Below are 21,620 nucleotides of genomic sequence, written 5' to 3' on the forward strand. Positions count from 1 at the left end.
CCAAATAAATGGAGCTTTTAAATTATTATCTTAAAACAGCTTCTAAATTCTTTTCAAAAGTTGCTTGTAATTTTTGCATTATTTTATCAATCTGTTTATCGGCAAGTGTTTTATTTTCATCTTGTAAAACAAAACTCACAGCATATGATTTTTTACCATCAGGTAATTTATCACCTTGATATACATCAAATAAATCTACCTCTTTCAATAATTTCTTCTCTGATTGAAAAGCCAAATTATAAATTTCTTTAAATGTTACTTTATTATCTAATAACAAAGCTAAATCACGTTTTACCGCTGGAAATTTTGTAAACTCAGTAATTTTAATTTTCTTATTTCCTACTAAGGTTAAAATATTTTGCCAGTTAAAATCGGCAAATAATACTTCTTGTTTAATAGAAAATTCTTTTAAAATACTTGTTTTTAAAACCCCAAATTCTACTAATTTAGTTTTACCTAAACTCAATGTTAATCCTTCTGAAAAAATATCTGATTTTGCAGGTGATGTTTTTAAATTATCAAACCCTAACCTACTAAATAATGAGGTTACAATTCCTTTTAAATAAAAGAAATCTGCGTTTTCAGAAGTTACTTTCCAGCTATCTTTTGTTCTGTTACCAGTAACAAGTAAAGTTAAATGTTTATCTTCTTGATATCCGCTTTCATATTTATGATAGGTTTTCCCAAATTCATAAAATTTCAACGCATTATTTTTTCTGTTTATATTATAAGAAACAGATTCTAAACCACTAAATAATAATGATTGACGCATCACTTTTAAATCGTTACTTAACGGATTTAAAATTTCAACATTTTGTGCTTCATTCAATGTATCAGATAAAGCTACATAATCAGCCTTTGTTAAAGAATTTGCCATTGTTTCGTTAAACCCTAAAGAAGTTAACTGATTTGCAACAATATTTTCTACTTTAACATTTTTATCGCTATCAAAAGAAATAGAGGTATTTAATTTATGAGAAAACTCAATATTATTATACCCGTAAACTCTTAAAATTTCTTCAATAATATCGGCTTCACGCTGTACATCTACTCGGTACGAAGGAATTGTTAATCCTAGACCTCCTTCAGTTACACTATTTATTTTAATTTCTAAAGAAGCTAAAATATTTTTAATAGTTTCTTTTGGAATTTCCTGTCCTATTAATTTATAGGTGTTTTCAAAAGATAAAAAGACTTCAAAACCTTTTATTTTCTTTGGATAAAAAGATAAAACATCTGAAGACATTTTTCCTCCTGCATATTCTTCAATTAATAAAGCTGCACGTTTTAAAGCATATTCTGTTAAATTGATATCAATTCCTCGTTCAAAACGAAAAGAAGCATCGGTATTTAAAGCGTGTCTTTTTGCTGTTTTACGAATAGATACCGGATTAAAATAAGCACTTTCTAAGAAAATACTGGTAGTATGTTCGGTAACGCCCGATTTTGCTCCTCCAAAAACACCTGCAATACACAATGGATTGTCATCAGCATCACAAATCATAATATCATCAGCTGATAATTCTCTTTCTACATCGTCTAAAGTTGTAAATTTTGTTCCCTCTTCTAATGTTTTTACAACAACTTTATTACCTCTAATTTTTTGAGAATCAAAAGCATGTAATGGTTGACCTAACTCATGTAAAACATAGTTTGTAATATCAACAATATTATTTTTAGGTACAATTCCAATAGCTTTTAACCTGTTTTGAATCCACTCAGGAGAGTCTTTTATTTCAACATCAGTAATGGTAATTCCACAATAACGAGGCACAAGGTTTTTATCTTCAACCTCAATATCAACTTTAAGAGTGCGTTCATCTACATGAAAATCAGAAACCGAAGGCGAAATTAATTCTAAATTTGTTCCTTGGTGCATTAATCCTGCACGCAAATCACGAGCGACACCAAAATGACTCATGGCATCGGCACGGTTTGGGGTTAAGCCAATTTCAAAAACATAATCAGTTTCTATTTTAAAAACCTCAGCACATGGAGTTCCTGCAACTAAATTAGCATCTAAAACCATAATTCCGTCATGACCTTTACCTAAACCTAATTCGTCTTCAGCACAAATCATCCCGAAACTTTCTTCGCCTCTTATTTTTCCTTTTTTAATTTTAAAGCTCTCCCCTTTTTCATCATATAAAATAGTACCAACAGTGGCAACAGGCACTTTTTGCCCAGCAGCTACATTTGGTGCACCACAGACTATTTGAATCGGATTTCCATCGCCTAAATCAACAGTAGTTATTTTTAATTTATCAGCATTTGGATGCTTTTCACATGTTTTTACTTCACCAACTACAATGCCTTTTAAGCTTCCTTTGATGCTTTCTACAGTTGCAATTCCTTCTACTTCTAAACCTAAGTCAGTTAATAACTCTCCTGTTTTTTCAGCTTCCCAGTCCGTTTGTAAAAATTGGCGCAACCAATTGTATGATATCTTCATAATCAATCTCTAATTTGAACGACAAATTTAAGTAAAATAAAGTAAAAAACTAGCCTTGTTTAGCCCTGCTTTTATCATAAAATATATCAAACTGATTTTTAATCGTTTGATAATTGATTTCTCAATAAAAAGTTGTTTTTTTGCCGAAATTCATAATTAATAAAAACAACACAAACACAATTTACATGAAAAAATTATTACCCTTCTTTTTACTGATGTTATCAGTTTCAATATTTTCTCAAATTCCGTCTTATTATAATGATATAGACTTAAGCTTAACAAATACGGCATTAAAAGATGCTTTATCAACAAAAATAATTAGTACACAACAAGTTAATTTATCGTATAGCCCTGGTGTATGGAATGCTTTAAAACAATCAGATTTAGATATTACAGATAATTCAAAAGTTGTTTTAATTTACGGATATGATAATACCGATGCAAATTACGTTACCGATATCACACGAAGTAAAGATGCAAATGGTGGTTCTGCTGGTACACAATGGAACAGAGAACATGTATATCCGAAGTCATTAGGAACGCCTAATTTAGGAACTTCTGGTTCAGGAGCCGATATTCATCATTTAAGACCAGCCGATATTTCTTTTAATTCGCAAAGAAGTAGTAAAAAATTTGTTGCAGGTTCAGGAAACGCAGGAAGTGTTTCTGGCGGATGGTATCCTGGTGATCAGTGGAAAGGAGATGTTGCTCGCATGATGATGTACATGTATCTTCGTTACGGAAATCAATGTTTACCTAGCAATGTTGCTATTGGGTCGGCTAATCCATTAGACTCTAACATGATTAATTTATTATTAGAATGGAATGTAGAAGACCCTGTTTCTGATTTTGAAAAACAACGAAACCCTATTATAGAATCAATACAAGGAAACAGAAATCCGTTTATTGACAATCCTGCTTTTGCAACCCAAATTTGGGGAGGACCTCAAGCAGAAAATTTATTTGAAAACACAAATAACGATTCAAATACAACAACAGATACAGATACTTCTTCTGAAGAAAATAATACACCTACAACAGAAATACCTACAACTACATCAATTACAGTTGCCGATTTATTTATTACAGAATATATAGAAGGTTCATCAAATAATAAAGCTTTAGAAATTGCAAATTTTACAGGAAATGCAATTAATTTAGAAGGATATTCATTAAAGAAAGCCTCTAACGGGGGCGGATGGACAAACACTCTAACATTAAGCGGTGTTTTAAATAATCAAAAAATGTATGTAATTGCTAATAATAGTGCTACTTCAGCCTTAAAAAACAAGGCACAGTTATTAGATACAAGCGTGTTATCGTTTAACGGAAATGATGCTATTGGTTTATTTAAAGAGAATATTCTTATTGATGTTATTGGAAACCCTAGTAGTTCAGTTGTTTTTGCTAAAGATAAAACCTTACAGCGAAAAGCTAGCATTAAACAAGCAAGTACTGTTTATGACGCTTCTCAGTGGAATATTCTTTCTAAAGATACTTTTGACGGGGTATCAAATCATGTTTTAGATGCTAATGCTCCTACTACCCCAAATATCGAAGAAGAAGTTAAAGAAGAAGTTGCTGTTACTTATTGCGTTTCAAAAGGAAAAAATGCAAATTATGAATATATAGACAATGTGGTAATCGGCGGAATTTCTAATGCTACCAAGTCAAATGGTGGTTATGCTGATTTTACAGCACAAACAGCTAGTTTAAATTATGGGAATAATGAACTTATTGTAAGTGCAGGTTTTTCAAGCGAAGCATACACTGAATTTTGGAAAGTTTGGATTGACTTTAATAAAAATGGTGTTTTTGAAAATGATGAACAAGTGGTTAGCGGATCATCATCAAGTGCGGGTAATTTATCTTCTAATATTTACGTACCTTCTTCTGTGCTAACAGGAAAAACAAGAATGCGTGTTTCTATGAAATGGGATGCTAAAGCAACTGCTTGTGAAACTTTTTCTCATGGTGAAGTAGAAGATTATACCGTAACTATAGGACAAAGTCAGCGAAAAGAATTATATAATACTTCTAAAAATATTTTTATATCAGCTGAAAAATTAGGAAACCAAACACCTATTTTTAGTGCTAACTTTTATCCAAATCCAGCAGTTAATTTTATCAATATTCAAGTTTTAGATAATAGAAATGCACAATTTAGAATTATAAATATGAATGGTCAAACGGTTTTAAAAGGTCAAATAAACCATGATACTATTAATGTTTCTAATTTAGATAAAGGTATTTATATTCTTGAAATTAATGATAATCAAAAAATTATTACTAAGAAATTTATTAAAAAATAAAGATATTATATCAGTAATTATTTAATAAAAAAAGGCAATCATATATGTGATTGCCTTTTTTATTTTCTTTAAGATTTTATAATTAAGTAAAACCAAGACTATTCAATTATTTTTTCTGATGGCGTTTTTGATGATTTTTTATTCCCATAACCGCTAAAAACATGTGTAAATAACCACATAATTGTAAAAGTAGGTATGATGTCGATTCCAGGAATTACTTCTTCAATAAAAGAAACGGCTGCCGCAACTTTACCCTTATTCCCTTTATACATTTTGGTCATTAAATATGCCGATGCTGGTGCCCAAAACATATCGGACAATTCGCCTAAACCAGGGATTGCATACGATAACAAACCAATAGCATCAAACAATAAACTTAGCGCTAATTTTATATATTTATTTTGTGTATTCATTTATCTCTAAAATTAAAAGTATTAAGTAGGTTTATTCTAAATCAAAATCCAAGCCAAATTAATTTATTTTTTTACTTTATAAAGATGTATTTTTACTTTAATTACTATTTTTTAATTCTTTCTAAATAACCTAAACAATGATTTTTTCTGATTTAACAAATAAAATAACACAGTTAAAAAATAAACCTTTAGGAGGATTAACCTCTCAGTTTAAACTTGCTCCGAAATTAAGAATAAAATTCCCGCAAGAATTAATCGAAAGTAAAAACCCTAAAAAAGCAGCTGTTTTAGCCTTGTTTTATCCTGATGAAAATAATCAAACTCGTTTTTTACTTACATTAAGAGCAACTTATAAAGGTAAACATTCCGCTCAAGTTAGTTTTCCTGGAGGTAAAATAGATAAAAAAGACACCAATCTTAAACAAACAGCTTTAAGAGAAACTTTTGAAGAGGTGGGTGTTTCATCCGAAGAAATTAAAATTATTCGTCAAATTACAGATACCTATATACCTCCTAGTAATTTTTTAGTAACTCCGTTTATAGGTTTTACTCAAGAAAAACCAGCTTTTAAAGCAAATTACGAAGTAGCAAATACAATTGAAGTTTTAATGAGCGACTTGTTAAACGACAATAATTTAACATCAAAAGAAATGGTAACATCATATATGAAAAAAGAAGCTGTACCATGCTTTAAATTAAATGATTATATCGTTTGGGGAGCAACGGCAATGATGTTATCGGAAATTAAAGATTTATTTAAATAGTATTTTTTCGATTTCTTTTGTAATTTAGCTATTACACTTAAAAAAAACTAGAAATGCCTTTATTAAAAAGGAATCCTTTCGGACATCTATTGTTCTTGAAAAGGGTTCTTATTCAAGCACTTGGTATAATTTCTCATGGAAGATACCGAAAATTTAACCAACTAAAAATCGAAGGGTCTGAAATTTTAAGAAATCTTCCAGACAAAAACGTATTATTTATTTCTAATCATCAAACTTATTTTGCTGACGTAGCTGCAATGTTTCATGTTTTTAATGCCTCTTTAAAAGGGCGTGACGATAATCTTAAAAATATTGGTTATTTATGGAAACCAAAATTAAACATCTATTATATAGCCGCTGGTGAAACTATGCGAGCAGGATTATTACCTAAAATATTTGCTTATGCAGGCTCTATTTCGGTTGAAAGAACATGGCGAAGCAAAGGAAAAGATGTAAAAAGACAAGTGAAAATGTCGGATATTTCAAATATTAGCAAAGCTTTAGATGATGGATGGGTTATTACCTTTCCTCAAGGAACAACAACTCCTTTTAAACCTGTACGTCGTGGTACTGCTCATATTATAAAAACCTACAAACCCGTTGTAGTGCCTATTGTTATTGATGGTTTTAGACGTTCTTTTGATAAAAAAGGATTGGTAATTAAAAAACGTAATGTTTTACAATCAATGGTAATTAAAGAACCTTTAAAAATTGATTACGAAAACGAAGAAGTAGCAAGTATTATTGAAAAAATTGAATACGCTATAGAGCAACATCCTTCTTTTTTAAAGGTTTTAACACCTAAAGAATTAAAAGAACAAGAAGAGTTTATTGAAAAACGTCGTTCATGGGTAGATAAAGATACCAAAAATAAAAAAGACGAAGAAGAATAAAAATTATCAAAAGAAGAAACATAACAAACTAAATCAATAAATTATGGCTAAAACTAAATCAATTTTAAACGAGAAATCAATCGATTTCTTAGCTAAATACCTAAATAACGCTGCTCCTACTGGTTACGAATGGGAAGGACAGAAAATTTGGATGGACTATTTAAAGCCATATGTAGATGAATTTATTACCGATACTTATGGTTCTGCTGTAGGTATTATTAACCCTGATGCTAAATATAAGGTGGTTATTGAAGGGCATGCCGATGAAATTTCATGGTATGTAAATTATATTTCAGATGATGGATTAATTTATGTAGTTCGCAATGGTGGTTCTGACCATCAAATTGCACCTAGTAAAATTGTAAACATCCATACCGATAACGGAATTGTAAAAGGTGTTTTTGGATGGCCAGCAATTCATACTCGTAATAAAGCAAATGAAGAAGCACCTAAACCTGATAATATTTTTATTGATACAGGATGCGCTACAAAAGAAGAAGTTGAAAAATTAGGCGTTCACGTTGGTTGTGTTATTACTTACCCAGATGAATTCCATATTTTAAATGGTGATAAATTTGTATGTCGTGCTTTAGACAACAGAATGGGTGGGTTTATGATTGCCGAAGTTGCTCGCTTGTTAAAAGAGAACAAAAAAGAATTACCTTTCGGTTTATATATTACAAATTCTGTTCAAGAAGAAATTGGTTTACGTGGTGCTGAAATGATTTCACACACCATAAAACCAAATGTAGCAATTGTTACCGATGTAACACACGATACAACTACCCCAATGATTAATCAGAAGAAAGAAGGGCTTTTAGAAATGGGGAAAGGTCCTGTAGTTGCCTATGCTCCTGCTGTGCAACAAAGATTACGTGATTTAATTATTGATACTGCTAAAGAAAAAAATATTCCTTTTCAACGTTCGGCATTATCAAGAGCCACAGGAACAGATACCGATGCTTTTGCTTATAGTAACGGAGGGGTCGCTTCGGCATTAATTTCTTTACCATTACGTTATATGCACACAACCGTTGAAATGGTACATCGTGATGATGTTGAAAATGTAATTAAAATGATTTACGAAAGTTTATTAAAAATAGAATACGGAGAAGATTTTTCGTATTTTAAATAAATTTCACCATACTATCTATTTTGATAAAAACAAAAATCCCTCTAATTTTAGAGGGATTTTTGGTATTGGTTTTACTTGGTGGTTTCGAGTGTTTTTTTCTTCAAAAAATGTGAGAACTTATCAACAGAAAATGATTTAAACCTCGATACAATCTGACAAAATGATAGTAAATCAGGATGTGAAACTGAAATAAAATCACTTTGATAGATGCTATTTTTCAGTTATAAAACGTTTTCAAATAAAACTTAAACAGCCTCTAAAACTCCATTTGAAAATTATAAAAAACATTTACTTTTTTTTCGTCGTGTTTTCCAGGTATAAACCTTGGAAGTAACGATATAATTCTAATTGCTTCTTGTTCTAAAAGAATACTGTTATCGCTATTTGCTTTTATAGAATTTACATCGCCATTAACATCAATAATAAAACTTACAGATACAATTCCTTCTGCTCCAGCAACGTCCTTTAAATTAGTATCAATATGACGTGTTATCTTTTCATTAAAATCATCAAAAGCATCTGTATTTCTTTGTTTTGAAGCAAATAAAGGAACAGTATCTATATCGGTAAAAGAAATTGGTTTTTCGCTTGCAATTATCGAAGAAGCTAAAGAGGCTAATTCTTCTTTAATTTTCGTTACATTTTTAGTATTTGATGTGCTATTTTTATCGTTTAAAATACTTTTTTTATTTTTAGTACTTCTTGTTTTTCTAGCTCTTTTAACAGATAAATGCCTCTTAAACCCCGATACTTTACATTTATTTTTTACCGATATCTGATTAACATCTTCAAGGCTATCTTCTTCATTAGAAAGACATACTTTTTTATTTTGACTAAAATTTAACTGAAATGCAAAAAGAAATATAAGTAGTATAAAATTTTTCATAAAAACAATGATAATAGATTTTTTTTGGTAAAACCTCTATTTCTGTGACACTATTTATTTATATAAGTCACAGATTTTAAATTAAATAAATGTTATTAAAAAGTTATTACAAAAAATAATCATCTTTAAAACCGATTAAGTAAAGCTTATTTTGTGCTCTGGTAACTGCGGTGTATAACCAACGTAAATATTCAACACTTGGTCCTTCGGGTAAATACGGTTGTTCTATAAAAACAGTATCCCACTGCCCTCCTTGCGATTTATGACAGGTCATCGCATAAGAAAATTTTACTTGAAGAGCATTAAAATACTTATTCTTCTTTACCTCCATAAACTGTTTATATTTCGTTTGGTCGGCAAAATCTTCTTTTACAGCTTCGTATAATTTATTTGATTCAGCATAAGTTAAAGATGGGTTTTCACTCGATAATGTATCTAACAATAAAACAGTTTCAAAATTTGGAATATCAGGATAATCAATCATTCGAACTTCAACTTCAGCAAATTTAAAACCGTATAATTCTTTAATTGAATTAATACGCATTACCTCGCAAATATCACCGTTGGCTATAAAACCTGCCGATGACGATTCTTTTAGCCAAAAATAATTATTTTTAACAACCATTACATAATCGCCAGTAGAAATTTCATTTTCTTGCCCCCGAATTTCCCTTCTAATTTGATTATTATACTGATTTGCTCTTTTATTTGAACGTACAATAAAAGCGGTATCTTCTACCCCAACATTACCATCATATGCCGATGTAATAGCATCTTGAATATCGTAACTATCTTCTAGTCGGATAATATCAGGATATTTAACATCAAACTGAAAATCGGTAGTACTATATTGAATTAACATACGCAAATCCGTGGCGTTTGCTAAAATTCCTGAATTTTGTTGCTGACGTACTACTTCATCTAATTCAATTTCAACGACATTTTTATCGAAACTATAAGAAAGTTTATCGGCATCTAAAGCGGGGCTTATTGTTAGTTTTACGGGCGGTAATTGTGCGGTATCTCCTATAAAAACAAGCTTACAATTTTTTCCTGAATACACATAACTAATTAAATCGTCTAATAAAGACCCATTTTCAAACATTTTTGAATTTTGCTGGGCATCAGAAATCATAGAGGCTTCATCAACTATAAATATGGTATTAATATGTTTGTTGGGCTGTTTTACAAAACTCATTGTGCCAGCCCCTTGTTTTTTAGAAAAATATATTTTTTTATGTATGGTAAAAGCTTTCTTTTTAGAATAGCCAGAAATAACCTTAGCCGCACGTCCTGTGGGAGCTAACAAAACAGCTTTTTTATTAGCTTTTTCTAAATTATTAACTACTGAACTTATAATAGTTGTTTTACCTGTACCAGCATATCCTTTTAGTAAAAATAAGGCGTTATTATTGGTATCAAAAATAAAATCAGCTAGTTTATTGAGTAATAAATCTTGTTTTAGGGTTGGTTTATACGGGAAGCTTTTTATAACTTCTTCATAAAATTTAGATGCTAATGTTATCATATCTTAAATAATTAACAAAGATAATTCTATTTAATCGATAAATATTTTAATGATTGAAAAAAAAGTGTAGATTTGCTTATACTATATATAAAAACAAAAAAAATGAATTTATTATTAATGATTTTAGCAGCTACTGTAGTTGCAATTCTTTTAGCTTACATTATCGTTAAGTTTGTACCCTTAAAAGTCAGATGGTTAGTGTCTATCTTATTATTAGTAGCAACTGTTTTCTTAGCATTTAAAATTTATTCAGGTATTATGGAGCCTATACATTTTGCTAAAGAAAAAGAAGTTCGATACGCTAAAGTTATTAGCAATTTAAAATTAATTCGTGATGCTGAAGTAAAATATAAGGAAGTTAACAGAACTTACACAAACAGTAAAGATTCTTTAATTAACTTTATTGAAAAAGGGCAATTAGTTTTAACACAAACTACAAATGTTGAAGAAAAAGTAGATAGAGGTGGTGGAATTTTCGTTACTGTATCTAAAAAACAAGTTGATACTATTGGTTACGAAGCGGTATCTAAATATTTTGCGGGTAAAGACTATAAATCAATGTTTAAAGTTCCTGGAACCGACAAAGAATTTAACTTAGCTACAGGTAAAGTTGAAAAAGTTGCTGGTTTATTTGTTCCTGTTTTTGAAGCTAAAATAGAAAAAGCTGTTGTTTTAAAAGGAATGAAAAAACATTTAATTAAACAAGAATTAGAAGCTAAAGAAACCGACCAAATTAAAGGTGAATTTGTTTCTGTTGGTTCGTTAGATGACGTAACTACGGGTGGTAACTGGCCTCCTGCTTACGATAAAGCAGAAATTATGGCTGCCAACAAGAAAAAATAATTCAAGTATTTTTTCCCTTAATTATAAAAATCCATCCAATTTATTTTGGATGGATTTTTTTATTTTAAAATACGTTTAGCAAACCTAAAAAGCGCTAATATATTTTACATTTGTATTTTTATTAAATCAGTTTAATTTTATCCTAGCATCATAATGAGAATTATTTCAGGAAAATATAAAAGCAGACGGCTTTCTGCTCCTAAAAAATTGCCCGTACGTCCTACAACCGATATGGCTAAAGAGTCATTATTTAATATTTTAAACAACGATTATTATTTTGATGGCATCGCCGTGTTAGATTTGTTTGCGGGTACAGGAAATATCAGTTACGAATTTGCATCAAGAGGAACTACAACTATTCATTCGGTTGATGCACACTTCGGATGTATTAAATTCATCAATGAAACTGCTAAACAACTTGAGTTTGACATTAACACCTATAAAAGTGATGTGTACAAATTCTTAGAAAAAACAGGATTAAAATCGGATGTTATTTTTGCCGACCCGCCATATGATTTTGACCAAGATAAATTTTTAAAAATTGCCGACCTCGTTTTTGAGCGTAACCTTTTAAACGAAGATGGAACGTTAATTATTGAGCATGACAAACATACCGATTTAACAAGCCATCCTAACCACCGTTACGACAAGCGTTATGGAGGAAATGTCTTTAGTTTTTTTAATTTCGATGAATCTTTTGATGATTTTTAAACATTGTCAATTCGAGTGATTTTAATGACTAAAAGGAATTAAAATAGTATCGAGAATTATGAATTTTCGATACATATAAAAGGCGAACCCTATAAGTTCGCCTTTTTATTGTTTGATGATTATTTTGAAGATAATTTGGGCGTTACCTAAAGGTCGGGCTTTACGCACTCGCTCTTTTTATTTTTTTAAAAGAAAAAATAAAAAGGAGCTCAAACAATTGCTTCAATCCCTAACGCAAAACAAGTAGCTATAAAATTTAGAACCTATTTAATTTTTTAAACTTAATTTTTAAATTTTTTATAGCATAAAACCGAATCCGTCAAAAGGATTTTATTTCAGTTTCACACCCTAATTTGACGTAGTTCTTCACTTTATGCGATGCTGAAATAAATTCAGTATGACGTTATTTTATCATTTTATCAAATATTTTATTTCTCGTCCTTTTCTATAAAATCAATCAAATCAATTTCTTTCATTATTTTGTCGGTTTGTGTTAAGGCTACGATAATTTTATTATAATGAAAAATATCTTCGTAATCTAATTCTCGTCCTTTGCGGTCTTTTAACCACTTTTGAGCTGGTTGATAACCACCAATATAAAACTCCCAAGCAACTAAAGGAACATTATCAAAATAATTGATGTCGTTTATCCAAACTTTTCCGTGTGTATCGGTTACAGCCTGATAACCAATATCGGTTTTTGTTAATTTTCGAGTAATTATATTATCGCCATCGCCTAAATATTGCGTAATTGCATCTTCTACAATGGGGCTTTCTAATAAATGAATTTGGCGTATTTCTCCGCCTAATTTTACCAAGTCCCAAAATGTTTTTTCATCTTTAGGGAAAGGAACTCTAGGGAAATCTATCTTTAAAAATTCTTTGTACGTTTCTCTATAATTTGGCGAGTGTAAAACGGTATAGATGTAATCTAAAACATCAATTGGTGCAAAAGTTTTTGCGGTTTCTTCTTTTTCTGTAGTAAATTTTAAACCTAATTTTTTAGCAATTTTATTGATTATTTTTTTATCTAAATTAGGAACTCGTGTTATTGCTTCTCCTTTTTTATCTTCAGAAAAAATTTCAAGATTTGCTTTTTCTTCGGAATATAAATATAGAGGGAAAGCATAAGTTTGAAAACTATAAAGATTTTTGTCAATAATACTATTAGTAATCATAATACTACTATAATTATTTGTAGCAACAATAGTTCTCATTAAATTTAAAAAAAGATTATTATTGTTTTTTATGTGTTTAAAAACATTGTAATCTGCTCGTCTTAAACTTTTATTAGCATAAGCGATATATCTAAAATCAAATATTTTATAAATGTATTTCTTGATAGGAACATCAGATAAATCATCATTAAATAATTTATCTTTTATTAAATAAGACTTTTTATTAATTATTGATAATTCCTTATAATAATTTTCATTTTTTTCTGATAAAATATTAAAAGTATTTTTCAATGTTTTTTTATTGTGAGATACGAATAGTTTATCTTGACCTGTTTCTACACCTGGACCATATGTATTAAATAATTCATTTATTTTAATTCCTTTATTATAAATTTCTTCGGATTGAAAATCTTTAGGAACAAAGAAATAATAAGGTTTTTTATTTTCTAAAATCTTCCATTTTATTGATGCTAAATTATTTTCAGAAATAAAATCATATTTAAAATCACGTTTCCCGAATAAATCGGCATGAAAAATTTTTCCTAATTCTTTTGGTTTTTTATCGCCTGTTTTTACAAAAATATTAATAGAAACGCCTTGCATAATATCAAACACATTTTGGTCGGGCGAACCATCAGGAGAAGTTTCTTTTTTCTTTGCGTTTCCGTGTAAATCTAAAATATAAATTTTATCAAAAGTTTCTAATAAATTTTTTCGCATTTGTCTATGCGTTATTCCATCAATAAAACTATTATTAGAAATATAAGCTAAAACACCGCTTCCATTTTTTTGGATAAAATGCTGTCCGTATCTTATAAATTTAACATAATCATCAGAAAGAGAATTATAACTTTTTTCTTTTAAATCTTTTTTATAATCTTTCATTAAATTTAAAATCCACTCACTTTTATTAGTGCTACTAACGGCATACGGCGGATTTCCAATAATACACATTACAGGGGCATCTCTTTTAATGGCATTTGCTTGGTCGGCTTCATCGGCTAACCAGCTACTAAATAACGTACCGCTATCTTTGTGAGCTTCTTCTAAACTATTGGTTAAAAATATATTAAAACGCTGATTGTCTTTGGGTTTGTAGCCAGTTTCTGTGAGTAGCATATCCATTTTAAGATGTGCCATTGCATAACTTGCCATTAACAATTCAAAACCATTTAAACGAGGAATTAAATCTTTAGAAACGTAGTTGCTCCAAATTCCTTGTTGTCCTTTAAATTTTTTGTGAAGGTGTTTTATAACTTCGGATAAAAAAGTTCCTGTACCAGTTGCGGGGTCTAAAATTTGTACTTTGTGAACTTGTTTATCGACTTCTTTATAACCGCTTTTAAAGTTTTTATTAGCAATATCTGTTTTTACTCTGATAGTTGTTTTGCTGGTATCTGCTAAACCTTTCGAGAGTTTAAATTCTGATTTTAGCACATCGTCCACCGCCCGAACAATAAAATTAACCACGGGTTGCGGTGTGTACCAAACACCACGAGCTTTGCGTAAAGCGGGATTGTATTCTCCTAAAAACGTTTCGTAAAAATGTACAACAGGGTCTTCTTGTTTGGTGCTTTTACCGAAATTTTTCATGATGTCGGCAACATCGGACGCTAAAAATATTTGTACTAATTCATCTACAATCCACGCAATACGGTCATCTAAATCGAAGCCCGCAATATCTTGAAAAAGTTTACGTAAAAACGGATTACTTTTAGGGATTAATTCGGCGGCTTCTTGTCTTGAAAAGCTTTCTAATGTTGGGTCGTGATATCGGGCGGCAAACATTCCGTAAGCGATTGTTTGTGCATAAATATCGGCAAAAGCTTTGTTATCAATATCATGAATTAGCATTTGTTGAAACGACAACATTTGCGATTTTATATTCGAACGATGTTCGTTTTGGTCGTCTTTATTTAAAGATTTTTCAATGATATTCGCCATTAATTTGGCTTTACCCGCCATCATTTGCGCCAATACGGTGGGCGATTTTATGGTTTGCGATACTATTTGCGCAAAGTTTTTTATCAGTTGCGTAAACTGTTTAAAATTTTCAGGGATTCCAACAATTTGCTCATTTTCAATTTTAGCGATGGCAATTTTTGTGGTTAATTCGCCATTTCTATAAAACTGAAATTCTAGATAATCGGTAAACGCTAAGTTTGTTAAACCAGCTTTGTATCTGTCGAATTGTTCTTTTAGGGTTTTACTTTTTAAATCAACACCGATATCTTTCGCTTCAATATATCCGATAGGAATATTTTTACGTGTTAATACGTAATCAGGCGCACCGCAGGCAACTCTTGCGGGTTCGTTGGTTACTAACACATCGGGCAAAATAGCCATAATAAGATTTTGTAAATCTCCTCTGTAAGAGTGTTCTCGGGCATTACCAGTTATAAAAAGCGTATTTATTTTGGTAATGTATTCTTGTATGGTCATAGTGTTTTTTTGTATGCAATTTAAATGTAATCAAATAATTATTTTGATTTTCTTTAGAGTCTTTATTAAATTTTATTTAGAAAAGTGCTTTTTCTGGTATTCATCTTTTTCATAGAAGGCACTCTTTGTTTTTACGGCTAAAAGTATCATTTTATTAGCAAATAATTATCAAATAAAGCTGTAAAAATTAAATGGCTATAAAAATAGACCTCACAGGTTTTAATTTAAAAACCTGTGAGGTCTGTATTAAAATGATATCGAGAATTTGAATTATTTTCTGTTGATGAATTTGATACTAAAAAGTTCTCGATACTATTTTTTTGAAGGAAAAAAAATCACTCGAACTGACAGGCTAGAATTGATAATTTCTATTTAGGTTCTTAAAAATAAAATAATTTTAAGACTACGGATTTCCTAGCCCCGATTGAAGCAATTGTTTGAGCTCTTTTTTATTTTTCCCTTTAAAAATAAAAAAAGCGAGTGCGGAAAGCGGGAAATAGCTTCAAAAAAAATATACTTCAAAAAAGCACAAAAAAAAGGAAGCACAATATTTGCGCTTCCTTTTTATAAATATGTTGTAAAATATATTATGAATACATCTTCTTTCTTAATTCTTTTACCTTTGGGTCGGCTAAATATTCATCGAAAGTAGCATATTTATCGATTACCCCTTTTGGCGTAATTTCAATAACTCTGTTTGCTACGGTTTGTGCAAACTCGTGGTCATGGGTAGAGAACAAAATTGTTCCTTTAAAATTAATTAACGAGTTGTTTAATGCCTGAATAGATTCTAAATCTAAGTGATTTGTAGGCTCGTCTAACATTAAAATATTTGCTCTTGTCATCATCATTCTCGATAACATACAACGAACTTTTTCACCTCCCGATAATACATTACTTTTCTTTAAAGCCTCTTCGCCAGAAAAAATCATTTTCCCTAAGAAACCTCTAATAAATACAGCTTCTCTTTCCTCTTCGGTTTGTGCATACTGACGTAACCAATCTACTAAATCTAACTCGCCATTCTGAAAAAATGATGAGTTATCAGACGGTAAATACGATTGTGTAGTTGTTACTCCCCAGCTAAATTTACCTGAATCGGCTTGCTCATTTCCTGATATAATTTGGTAAAAAGTAGAAACAGCCTTCGAGCTTTTTGAAATAATTGCTACTTTATCGCCTTTGTTTAAATTAATGTCAACATTAGCAAATAAAGGTTTTCCTTCAAAATCTTTTGATAATCCTTCAATGTTTAAAATTTGGTCTCCCGCCTCTCTATCTCTATCAAAAATAATAGCAGGATAACGACGACTAGATGGCTTAATTTCATCAACATTTAACTTGTCTATCATCTTCTTACGAGAAGTCGCTTGTTTCGACTTTGCCATATTTGCAGAAAAACGACGGATAAATTCTTCTAATTCCTTCTTTTTATCTTCGGCTTTTTTATTCTGTTGGGCTCTTTGCTTTGCTGCTAATTGACTAGATTCATACCAGAAAGTATAGTTTCCTGAAAAGTGATTAATTTTAGCAAAATCGATATCAGAAATATGTGTACAAACGGCATCTAAAAAGTGACGGTCATGCGATACTACGATTACCGTGTTGTCAAAATTCGCTAAAAAATTTTCTAACCAAGAAATAGTTTCAAAATCTAAATCGTTGGTAGGCTCATCCATAATTAACACGTCAGGATTCCCAAATAAAGCTTGGGCTAATAAAATACGTACCTTTTTCTTAGAGTCTAAATCGGCTAATAAAGTGTAATGGTCTTCTTCTTTAATCCCTAAATTAGATAATAACGTTGCCGCAGCAGAATCGGCATTCCATCCGTCCATTTCTTCAAAACGAACTTGTAACTCGCCTATTTTCTCGGCATTTTCATCGGTATAATCGGCATATAAAGCGTCAATTTCCGATTTAATTTTATATAATTCTTTATTCCCTTTTAATACAGTATCTAAAGTAGTGAACTCATCAAAAGCATAATGGTCCTGTGTTAATACTGACATTCTTTTACCAGACTCTAAATGAACCTGACCCGAAGTAGGTTCTTGTACTCCTGATAAAATCTTTAAAAAAGTAGATTTTCCCGCTCCATTTGCTCCGATAATACCGTAGCAATTTCCTTGAGTAAACTTAGTGTTTACTTCATCAAACAAAACACGCTTACCAAACTGAACTGATAAATTAGAAACTGATAACATTGAAAGTTTTTTAAATTCGGCTACAAAAGTATAAAATATAGTTGCCTAAAAAGAATTTGCAAGGAACTATTTAACACATTACATTTGGCGGCGATAATTCTTTTAACAACGAATTAACAACAAAATGATAGCAATATGTTTATTTTTGAACAGTATGTTTTTATACCGTTAATAACCAACACATGACTAAATACTTAATACCCCTATTAATTTTATTCATTGGATGTAATTCATCAAAAACACCAAAAATTACTTATTTTGGCGGTAAAATTATTAATCCGAAATCAAACTATATCACTTTATCGGATAATTATACATTTAATGATACTATTTATTTAAAAAAAGATAACAGCTTTTTAGGAAATTATAAACATTTAAAAAAAGGTTTGTATGTTTTTGGACACGCAACAGAACATCAATATGTTTACCTAGAACCTCAAGACAGTTTATTATTTCGTTTAAATACTTGGAGTTTTGATGAATCGTTAGTCTTTAGCGGAAAAGATGCCAATAGAAACAATATATTAATTGAAGCTTTTTTAGAAACAGAACAAGACGACAAAAATTTTGAAAAATTATACCAGCTTTCACAACATGATTTTTTAATAAAAATTGATTCTATTAAAAAAATTAAAGAACAAAAATTTATCACTTTTAAAAAAAGAAATAAAGAAAAGGCTTCTAAAGAATTTTTAGAAATATTAAAAGTAGCATTGTTTTACCCTGTTTATACGTATTCAGAACAATATGCTATTAAAAACTTCAATAAAAAAACTCCTGAAAAATTAGTGGATTCTTATTTTGATTATCGGGCAGATATCAATTTAAAAAAAGATTCTCTAATTTTTTTTAGCCCCTATTATGCTTTAACAATTGATAAATTATATAACGATGTATATCTTGAAAAAGGTAATTCCGTTAATTTTACACGTAATTTATTAAATAATATTGATGCTAGTATTTCTTCGGAAGAAATAAAAAACAAACTACTTTATAATACGGTAATACGTCATTTTTTTAAAGAACCAAACGATGAAAATAAAAATAAAACATTTTTTGAATTCTTTAAGTTAAATACCAATATTGAGCAGAAAAAAAACATGCAACGATTGGTTAATGACCTTAAATTATTAAATACAGGCGATAAATTGCCCGATTTTAATTTAATAGCTTCAACAGGTGAAACAAAACGTATTTCAAAGTTGATAAAAGGAAAAAGCGCTGTAATTTTATTTAAAGACTATAAATACGCTTCAGATGACTGGATTTCATCTCGAACTAATTTTTTAATAAAAAATAATCCTAATGTTACCTTTATTGTAGTTAATTTATGTAATAATTTTAAAAGATACACCAAAAAAATAGCTATAAAACACCAATATACCCTACCTGAAAAGAGCCTTGTTTGTAATTTTTCTTCAAGTAAATTCCCTCGTATGCTATTAATTGATAAGCAAGGTATTATCAAAAACGGATACACTAGTTTATCGGCTAAAAATATCAATAAACAAGTGCAAGATTTACAAAACAATTAATAATAGTTGTTATTTTATGTAAAAAAGCGTAAATTTGCGGGATTTTATTTTTCAAGCAAAATAAAGTCTAGATTATTAACTACCAGATTACTAGCTATTAATCTATTGTCCAAATTAAGAATCAGGTTTACAGATACTGGCGTCTGTGAATCTAAAGAACACAGACGTATATATGTCAACATTTTTAGATTTAGGCTTAAAAGAGCCTATAAACAAAGCATTAACAGATTTAGGTTACGAAAAACCAACTGTAATTCAAGAAAAAGCAATTCCTCAAATTATTTCATCTACCGATGATTTAAAAGCATTTGCTCAAACAGGAACAGGTAAAACAGCTGCTTTTAGTTTACCTATTATCGAACAAATAGATACTTCTGATAAAAATACTCAAGCTATTATTTTATCGCCTACTCGTGAACTTGCCGTTCAAATAGGAAATAATATTAAAGATTTCGCTAAATACATTCCAGACTTAAAAGTTGTAACAGTATATGGTGGTTCTAATATTGAAGAACAAATTAGAGGTTTAAAAAGAGGTGCGCAAATTGTTGTTGGTACTCCTGGAAGAACCGTTGATTTAATAAATAGAAGAGCATTAAGATTAGGAAACGTACAATGGTTAGTTTTAGATGAAGCTGATGAAATGCTTAATATGGGGTTCAAAGATGAACTTGATAAAGTATTAGATGCTACTCCTGAAACAAAACAAACATTATTATTTTCGGCAACATTTCCTAGAGAAGTTGAAGCAATTGCCAGAAATTATATGAGTAACCCTGTTGAAATTACATCAGGAGAAAAAAATCAAGGTTCTGATAACGTAACCCACGAATACTATGTAGTAAACGAAAGAACTCGTTATCAAGCTTTAAAAAGAATTGCAGATGTAAATACTAATATTTACGCAATTATTTTTTGTAGAACAAGACGTGAAACTCAAGAAGTTGCTAACAATCTTATTAAAGATGGTTATAGCGCAGATTCGTTACACGGAGATTTATCTCAGCAACAAAGAGATAGTGTTATGGGGAAATTCCGTAAAAAAACTATCCAAATTTTAGTTGCTACTGATGTTGCTGCACGTGGAATTGATGTAAACGATTTAACACACGTTATTAACCATAAATTACCAGACCAAATTGAAAACTACAATCACCGTAGTGGTAGAACTGGTAGAGCTGGTAGTAAAGGTATCTCTGTTGTATTAGTAAACAACAAAGAAAAAGGTAGATTACGTTCTATTGAGCGTATTATCAAAAAGAAATTTCAAGCTAAAAAAGTTCCTACTGGAAAAGAAATTTGCCAAAATCAATTAATGCACTTAATTGAAAAGGTAAAAGCTACAGAGGTTAACAATGAACAAATTGAAGAATTTTTACCAAGTATCTATGAAAAATTAGAAGACTTAAGTAGAGAAGAATTAGTTCAAAAATTTGTTTCTTTAGAATTCAATAAATTCTTAACGTATTATAATAAGTCTGATGATTTAAATGATTTATCTTCTAGAGATAATTCAAGAGCTAGAGCAACAGACGAAAATATGACTCGTTTCTTTATCAACTTAGGTAGAAAAGATAAATTAAACCCTGCAACATTAATTGGATTAATTAATGACCAAAAAATTGCTGATAAAATTGAAATCGGAGCGATTGATATTTTAGATACTTTCTCTTTCTTTGAAATAGATAAAAACTTTGAAAAAGAAACATTAGAAGCTTTTAGTAATAATGATGCCGATTTTAACGGACGTTCTGTTAATATTGAAATTACCAAATCTAACCGTGGTGGCGGTGGAAGAGGCGGAAGAAAACCCCGTAGTGGTGGTTTTGGCGGAAGAAGACCTCGTGGTGGAAGCGACAGAGCTCCAAGAGATAGAGGTTCTAGAGATAGAGCTCCAAGAGGAGATAGAGATTCAAGAAGACGTAACGATAGCAGTTCTTCTTCTCCAAGAAGAAGTAGCGGTGACGGTGCATCTTCAGGTTTTGGAAGAAGACGTAACAGAGATTAATTACAATCTTTTACATCATATAAAACAAAAAAAAGACAGCTCAATTGAGCTGTCTTTTTTTGTTTTATAATTTCCATTATTTTGGAGTAAACAGACTAAACCTTTGTTCCTACCTACTTATAAAAAAATAAACGACTTAAAAATTATTTATATATATAGTTTTTTAAACCTTAATCAGTTTACGGACGATAAAAAAATATAGATATGTAGATTTTTTTGATTTAGTAAAAGGTTGTATTCTTACTGACTGATACTTAAAAAATATTTTTTTAATGAACCGAAACTTTCTTTTTTAGTTATGATTTAAACGAGC

General features: G+C 30.1%; 14 protein-coding genes. 8 read left to right on the plus strand and 6 right to left on the minus strand.

Translation table 11 applies throughout. The annotated features are described in order from the left end of the window. Positions 1 to 25: 25 nt before the first annotated feature. Positions 26 to 2,452, minus strand: a complete 2,427-nt coding sequence (pheT, locus tag ABNT14_RS05745) for a phenylalanine--tRNA ligase subunit beta (protein WP_101903754.1) — start codon at positions 2,450 to 2,452, stop codon at positions 26 to 28. A gap of 185 nt (positions 2,453 to 2,637) precedes the next feature. Here pheT and ABNT14_RS05750 point away from each other — a divergent pair, with 185 nt between their 5' ends. Then, positions 2,638 to 4,764 carry an endonuclease gene (locus ABNT14_RS05750; protein WP_101903755.1) on the plus strand — a complete coding sequence of 709 codons (2,127 nt, stop codon included), beginning with the start codon at positions 2,638 to 2,640 and terminating at the stop codon, positions 4,762 to 4,764. 98 nt (positions 4,765 to 4,862) lie between these two features. On the opposite strand, the gene ABNT14_RS05755 is transcribed toward ABNT14_RS05750, so the two are convergent. Next, the gene (locus ABNT14_RS05755) at positions 4,863 to 5,177 is read right to left on the minus strand and encodes a hypothetical protein (protein WP_101903756.1); all 315 of its coding nucleotides are present in this window, start codon (positions 5,175 to 5,177) and stop codon (positions 4,863 to 4,865) included. A gap of 137 nt (positions 5,178 to 5,314) precedes the next feature. On the opposite strand from ABNT14_RS05755, the gene ABNT14_RS05760 reads away from it, so the two are divergent. From ABNT14_RS05760 to ABNT14_RS05770, 3 genes are read left to right on the plus strand one after another with little or no spacing between them, the layout of a single operon-like run. Continuing rightward, positions 5,315 to 5,941: an NUDIX hydrolase gene (locus ABNT14_RS05760; RefSeq protein WP_101903757.1), complete on the plus strand. Its 627-nt coding sequence runs from the start codon at positions 5,315 to 5,317 to the stop codon at positions 5,939 to 5,941. Between the two features lie 53 nt (positions 5,942 to 5,994). After that, on the plus strand, positions 5,995 to 6,834 hold the full coding sequence (locus ABNT14_RS05765; protein WP_101903758.1) for a lysophospholipid acyltransferase family protein: 840 nt from the start codon (positions 5,995 to 5,997) through the stop codon (positions 6,832 to 6,834). Positions 6,835 to 6,877: 43 nt separating this feature from the next. Then, entirely contained in the window at positions 6,878 to 7,969 is a 1,092-nt protein-coding gene (locus ABNT14_RS05770; protein ID WP_101903759.1) for a M42 family metallopeptidase, read from the plus strand. A 256-nt stretch (positions 7,970 to 8,225) separates the two neighbouring features. On the opposite strand, the gene ABNT14_RS05775 is transcribed toward ABNT14_RS05770, so the two are convergent. After that, entirely contained in the window at positions 8,226 to 8,855 is a 630-nt protein-coding gene (locus ABNT14_RS05775) for an energy transducer TonB (protein ID WP_101903760.1), read from the minus strand. Positions 8,856 to 8,961: 106 nt separating this feature from the next. Continuing rightward, positions 8,962 to 10,383, minus strand: coding sequence for an ATP-dependent DNA helicase (locus ABNT14_RS05780; RefSeq protein ID WP_101903761.1), 1,422 nt, complete (start codon positions 10,381 to 10,383; stop codon positions 8,962 to 8,964). A gap of 102 nt (positions 10,384 to 10,485) precedes the next feature. Between ABNT14_RS05780 and ABNT14_RS05785 the strand changes: the two genes are divergently transcribed. Further along, entirely contained in the window at positions 10,486 to 11,226 is a 741-nt protein-coding gene (locus ABNT14_RS05785; RefSeq protein WP_101903762.1) for a hypothetical protein, read from the plus strand. A gap of 153 nt (positions 11,227 to 11,379) precedes the next feature. Continuing rightward, positions 11,380 to 11,937: an RsmD family RNA methyltransferase gene (locus tag ABNT14_RS05790; RefSeq protein WP_101903763.1), complete on the plus strand. Its 558-nt coding sequence runs from the start codon at positions 11,380 to 11,382 to the stop codon at positions 11,935 to 11,937. Between the two features lie 428 nt (positions 11,938 to 12,365). Here the strand turns inward: ABNT14_RS05790 and ABNT14_RS05795 are convergent, their stop codons facing one another. Continuing rightward, the gene (locus ABNT14_RS05795) at positions 12,366 to 15,557 is read right to left on the minus strand and encodes a type ISP restriction/modification enzyme (protein ID WP_101903764.1); all 3,192 of its coding nucleotides are present in this window, start codon (positions 15,555 to 15,557) and stop codon (positions 12,366 to 12,368) included. Between the two features lie 587 nt (positions 15,558 to 16,144). Beyond that, positions 16,145 to 17,764 carry an ABC-F family ATP-binding cassette domain-containing protein gene (locus ABNT14_RS05800; RefSeq protein WP_101903765.1) on the minus strand — a complete coding sequence of 540 codons (1,620 nt, stop codon included), beginning with the start codon at positions 17,762 to 17,764 and terminating at the stop codon, positions 16,145 to 16,147. A 182-nt stretch (positions 17,765 to 17,946) separates the two neighbouring features. On the opposite strand from ABNT14_RS05800, the gene ABNT14_RS05805 reads away from it, so the two are divergent. Continuing rightward, positions 17,947 to 19,299 carry a hypothetical protein gene (locus tag ABNT14_RS05805; RefSeq protein ID WP_101903766.1) on the plus strand — a complete coding sequence of 451 codons (1,353 nt, stop codon included), beginning with the start codon at positions 17,947 to 17,949 and terminating at the stop codon, positions 19,297 to 19,299. Between the two features lie 172 nt (positions 19,300 to 19,471). Beyond that, positions 19,472 to 21,307, plus strand: a complete 1,836-nt coding sequence (locus ABNT14_RS05810) for a DEAD/DEAH box helicase (RefSeq protein WP_101903767.1) — start codon at positions 19,472 to 19,474, stop codon at positions 21,305 to 21,307. The last annotated feature ends 313 nt before the right edge of the window (positions 21,308 to 21,620 follow it).

Origin of the sequence: Tenacibaculum dicentrarchi (assembly GCF_964036635.1) — a bacterium.
Taxonomy (GTDB): Bacteria; Bacteroidota; Bacteroidia; order Flavobacteriales; family Flavobacteriaceae; genus Polaribacter; species Polaribacter dicentrarchi.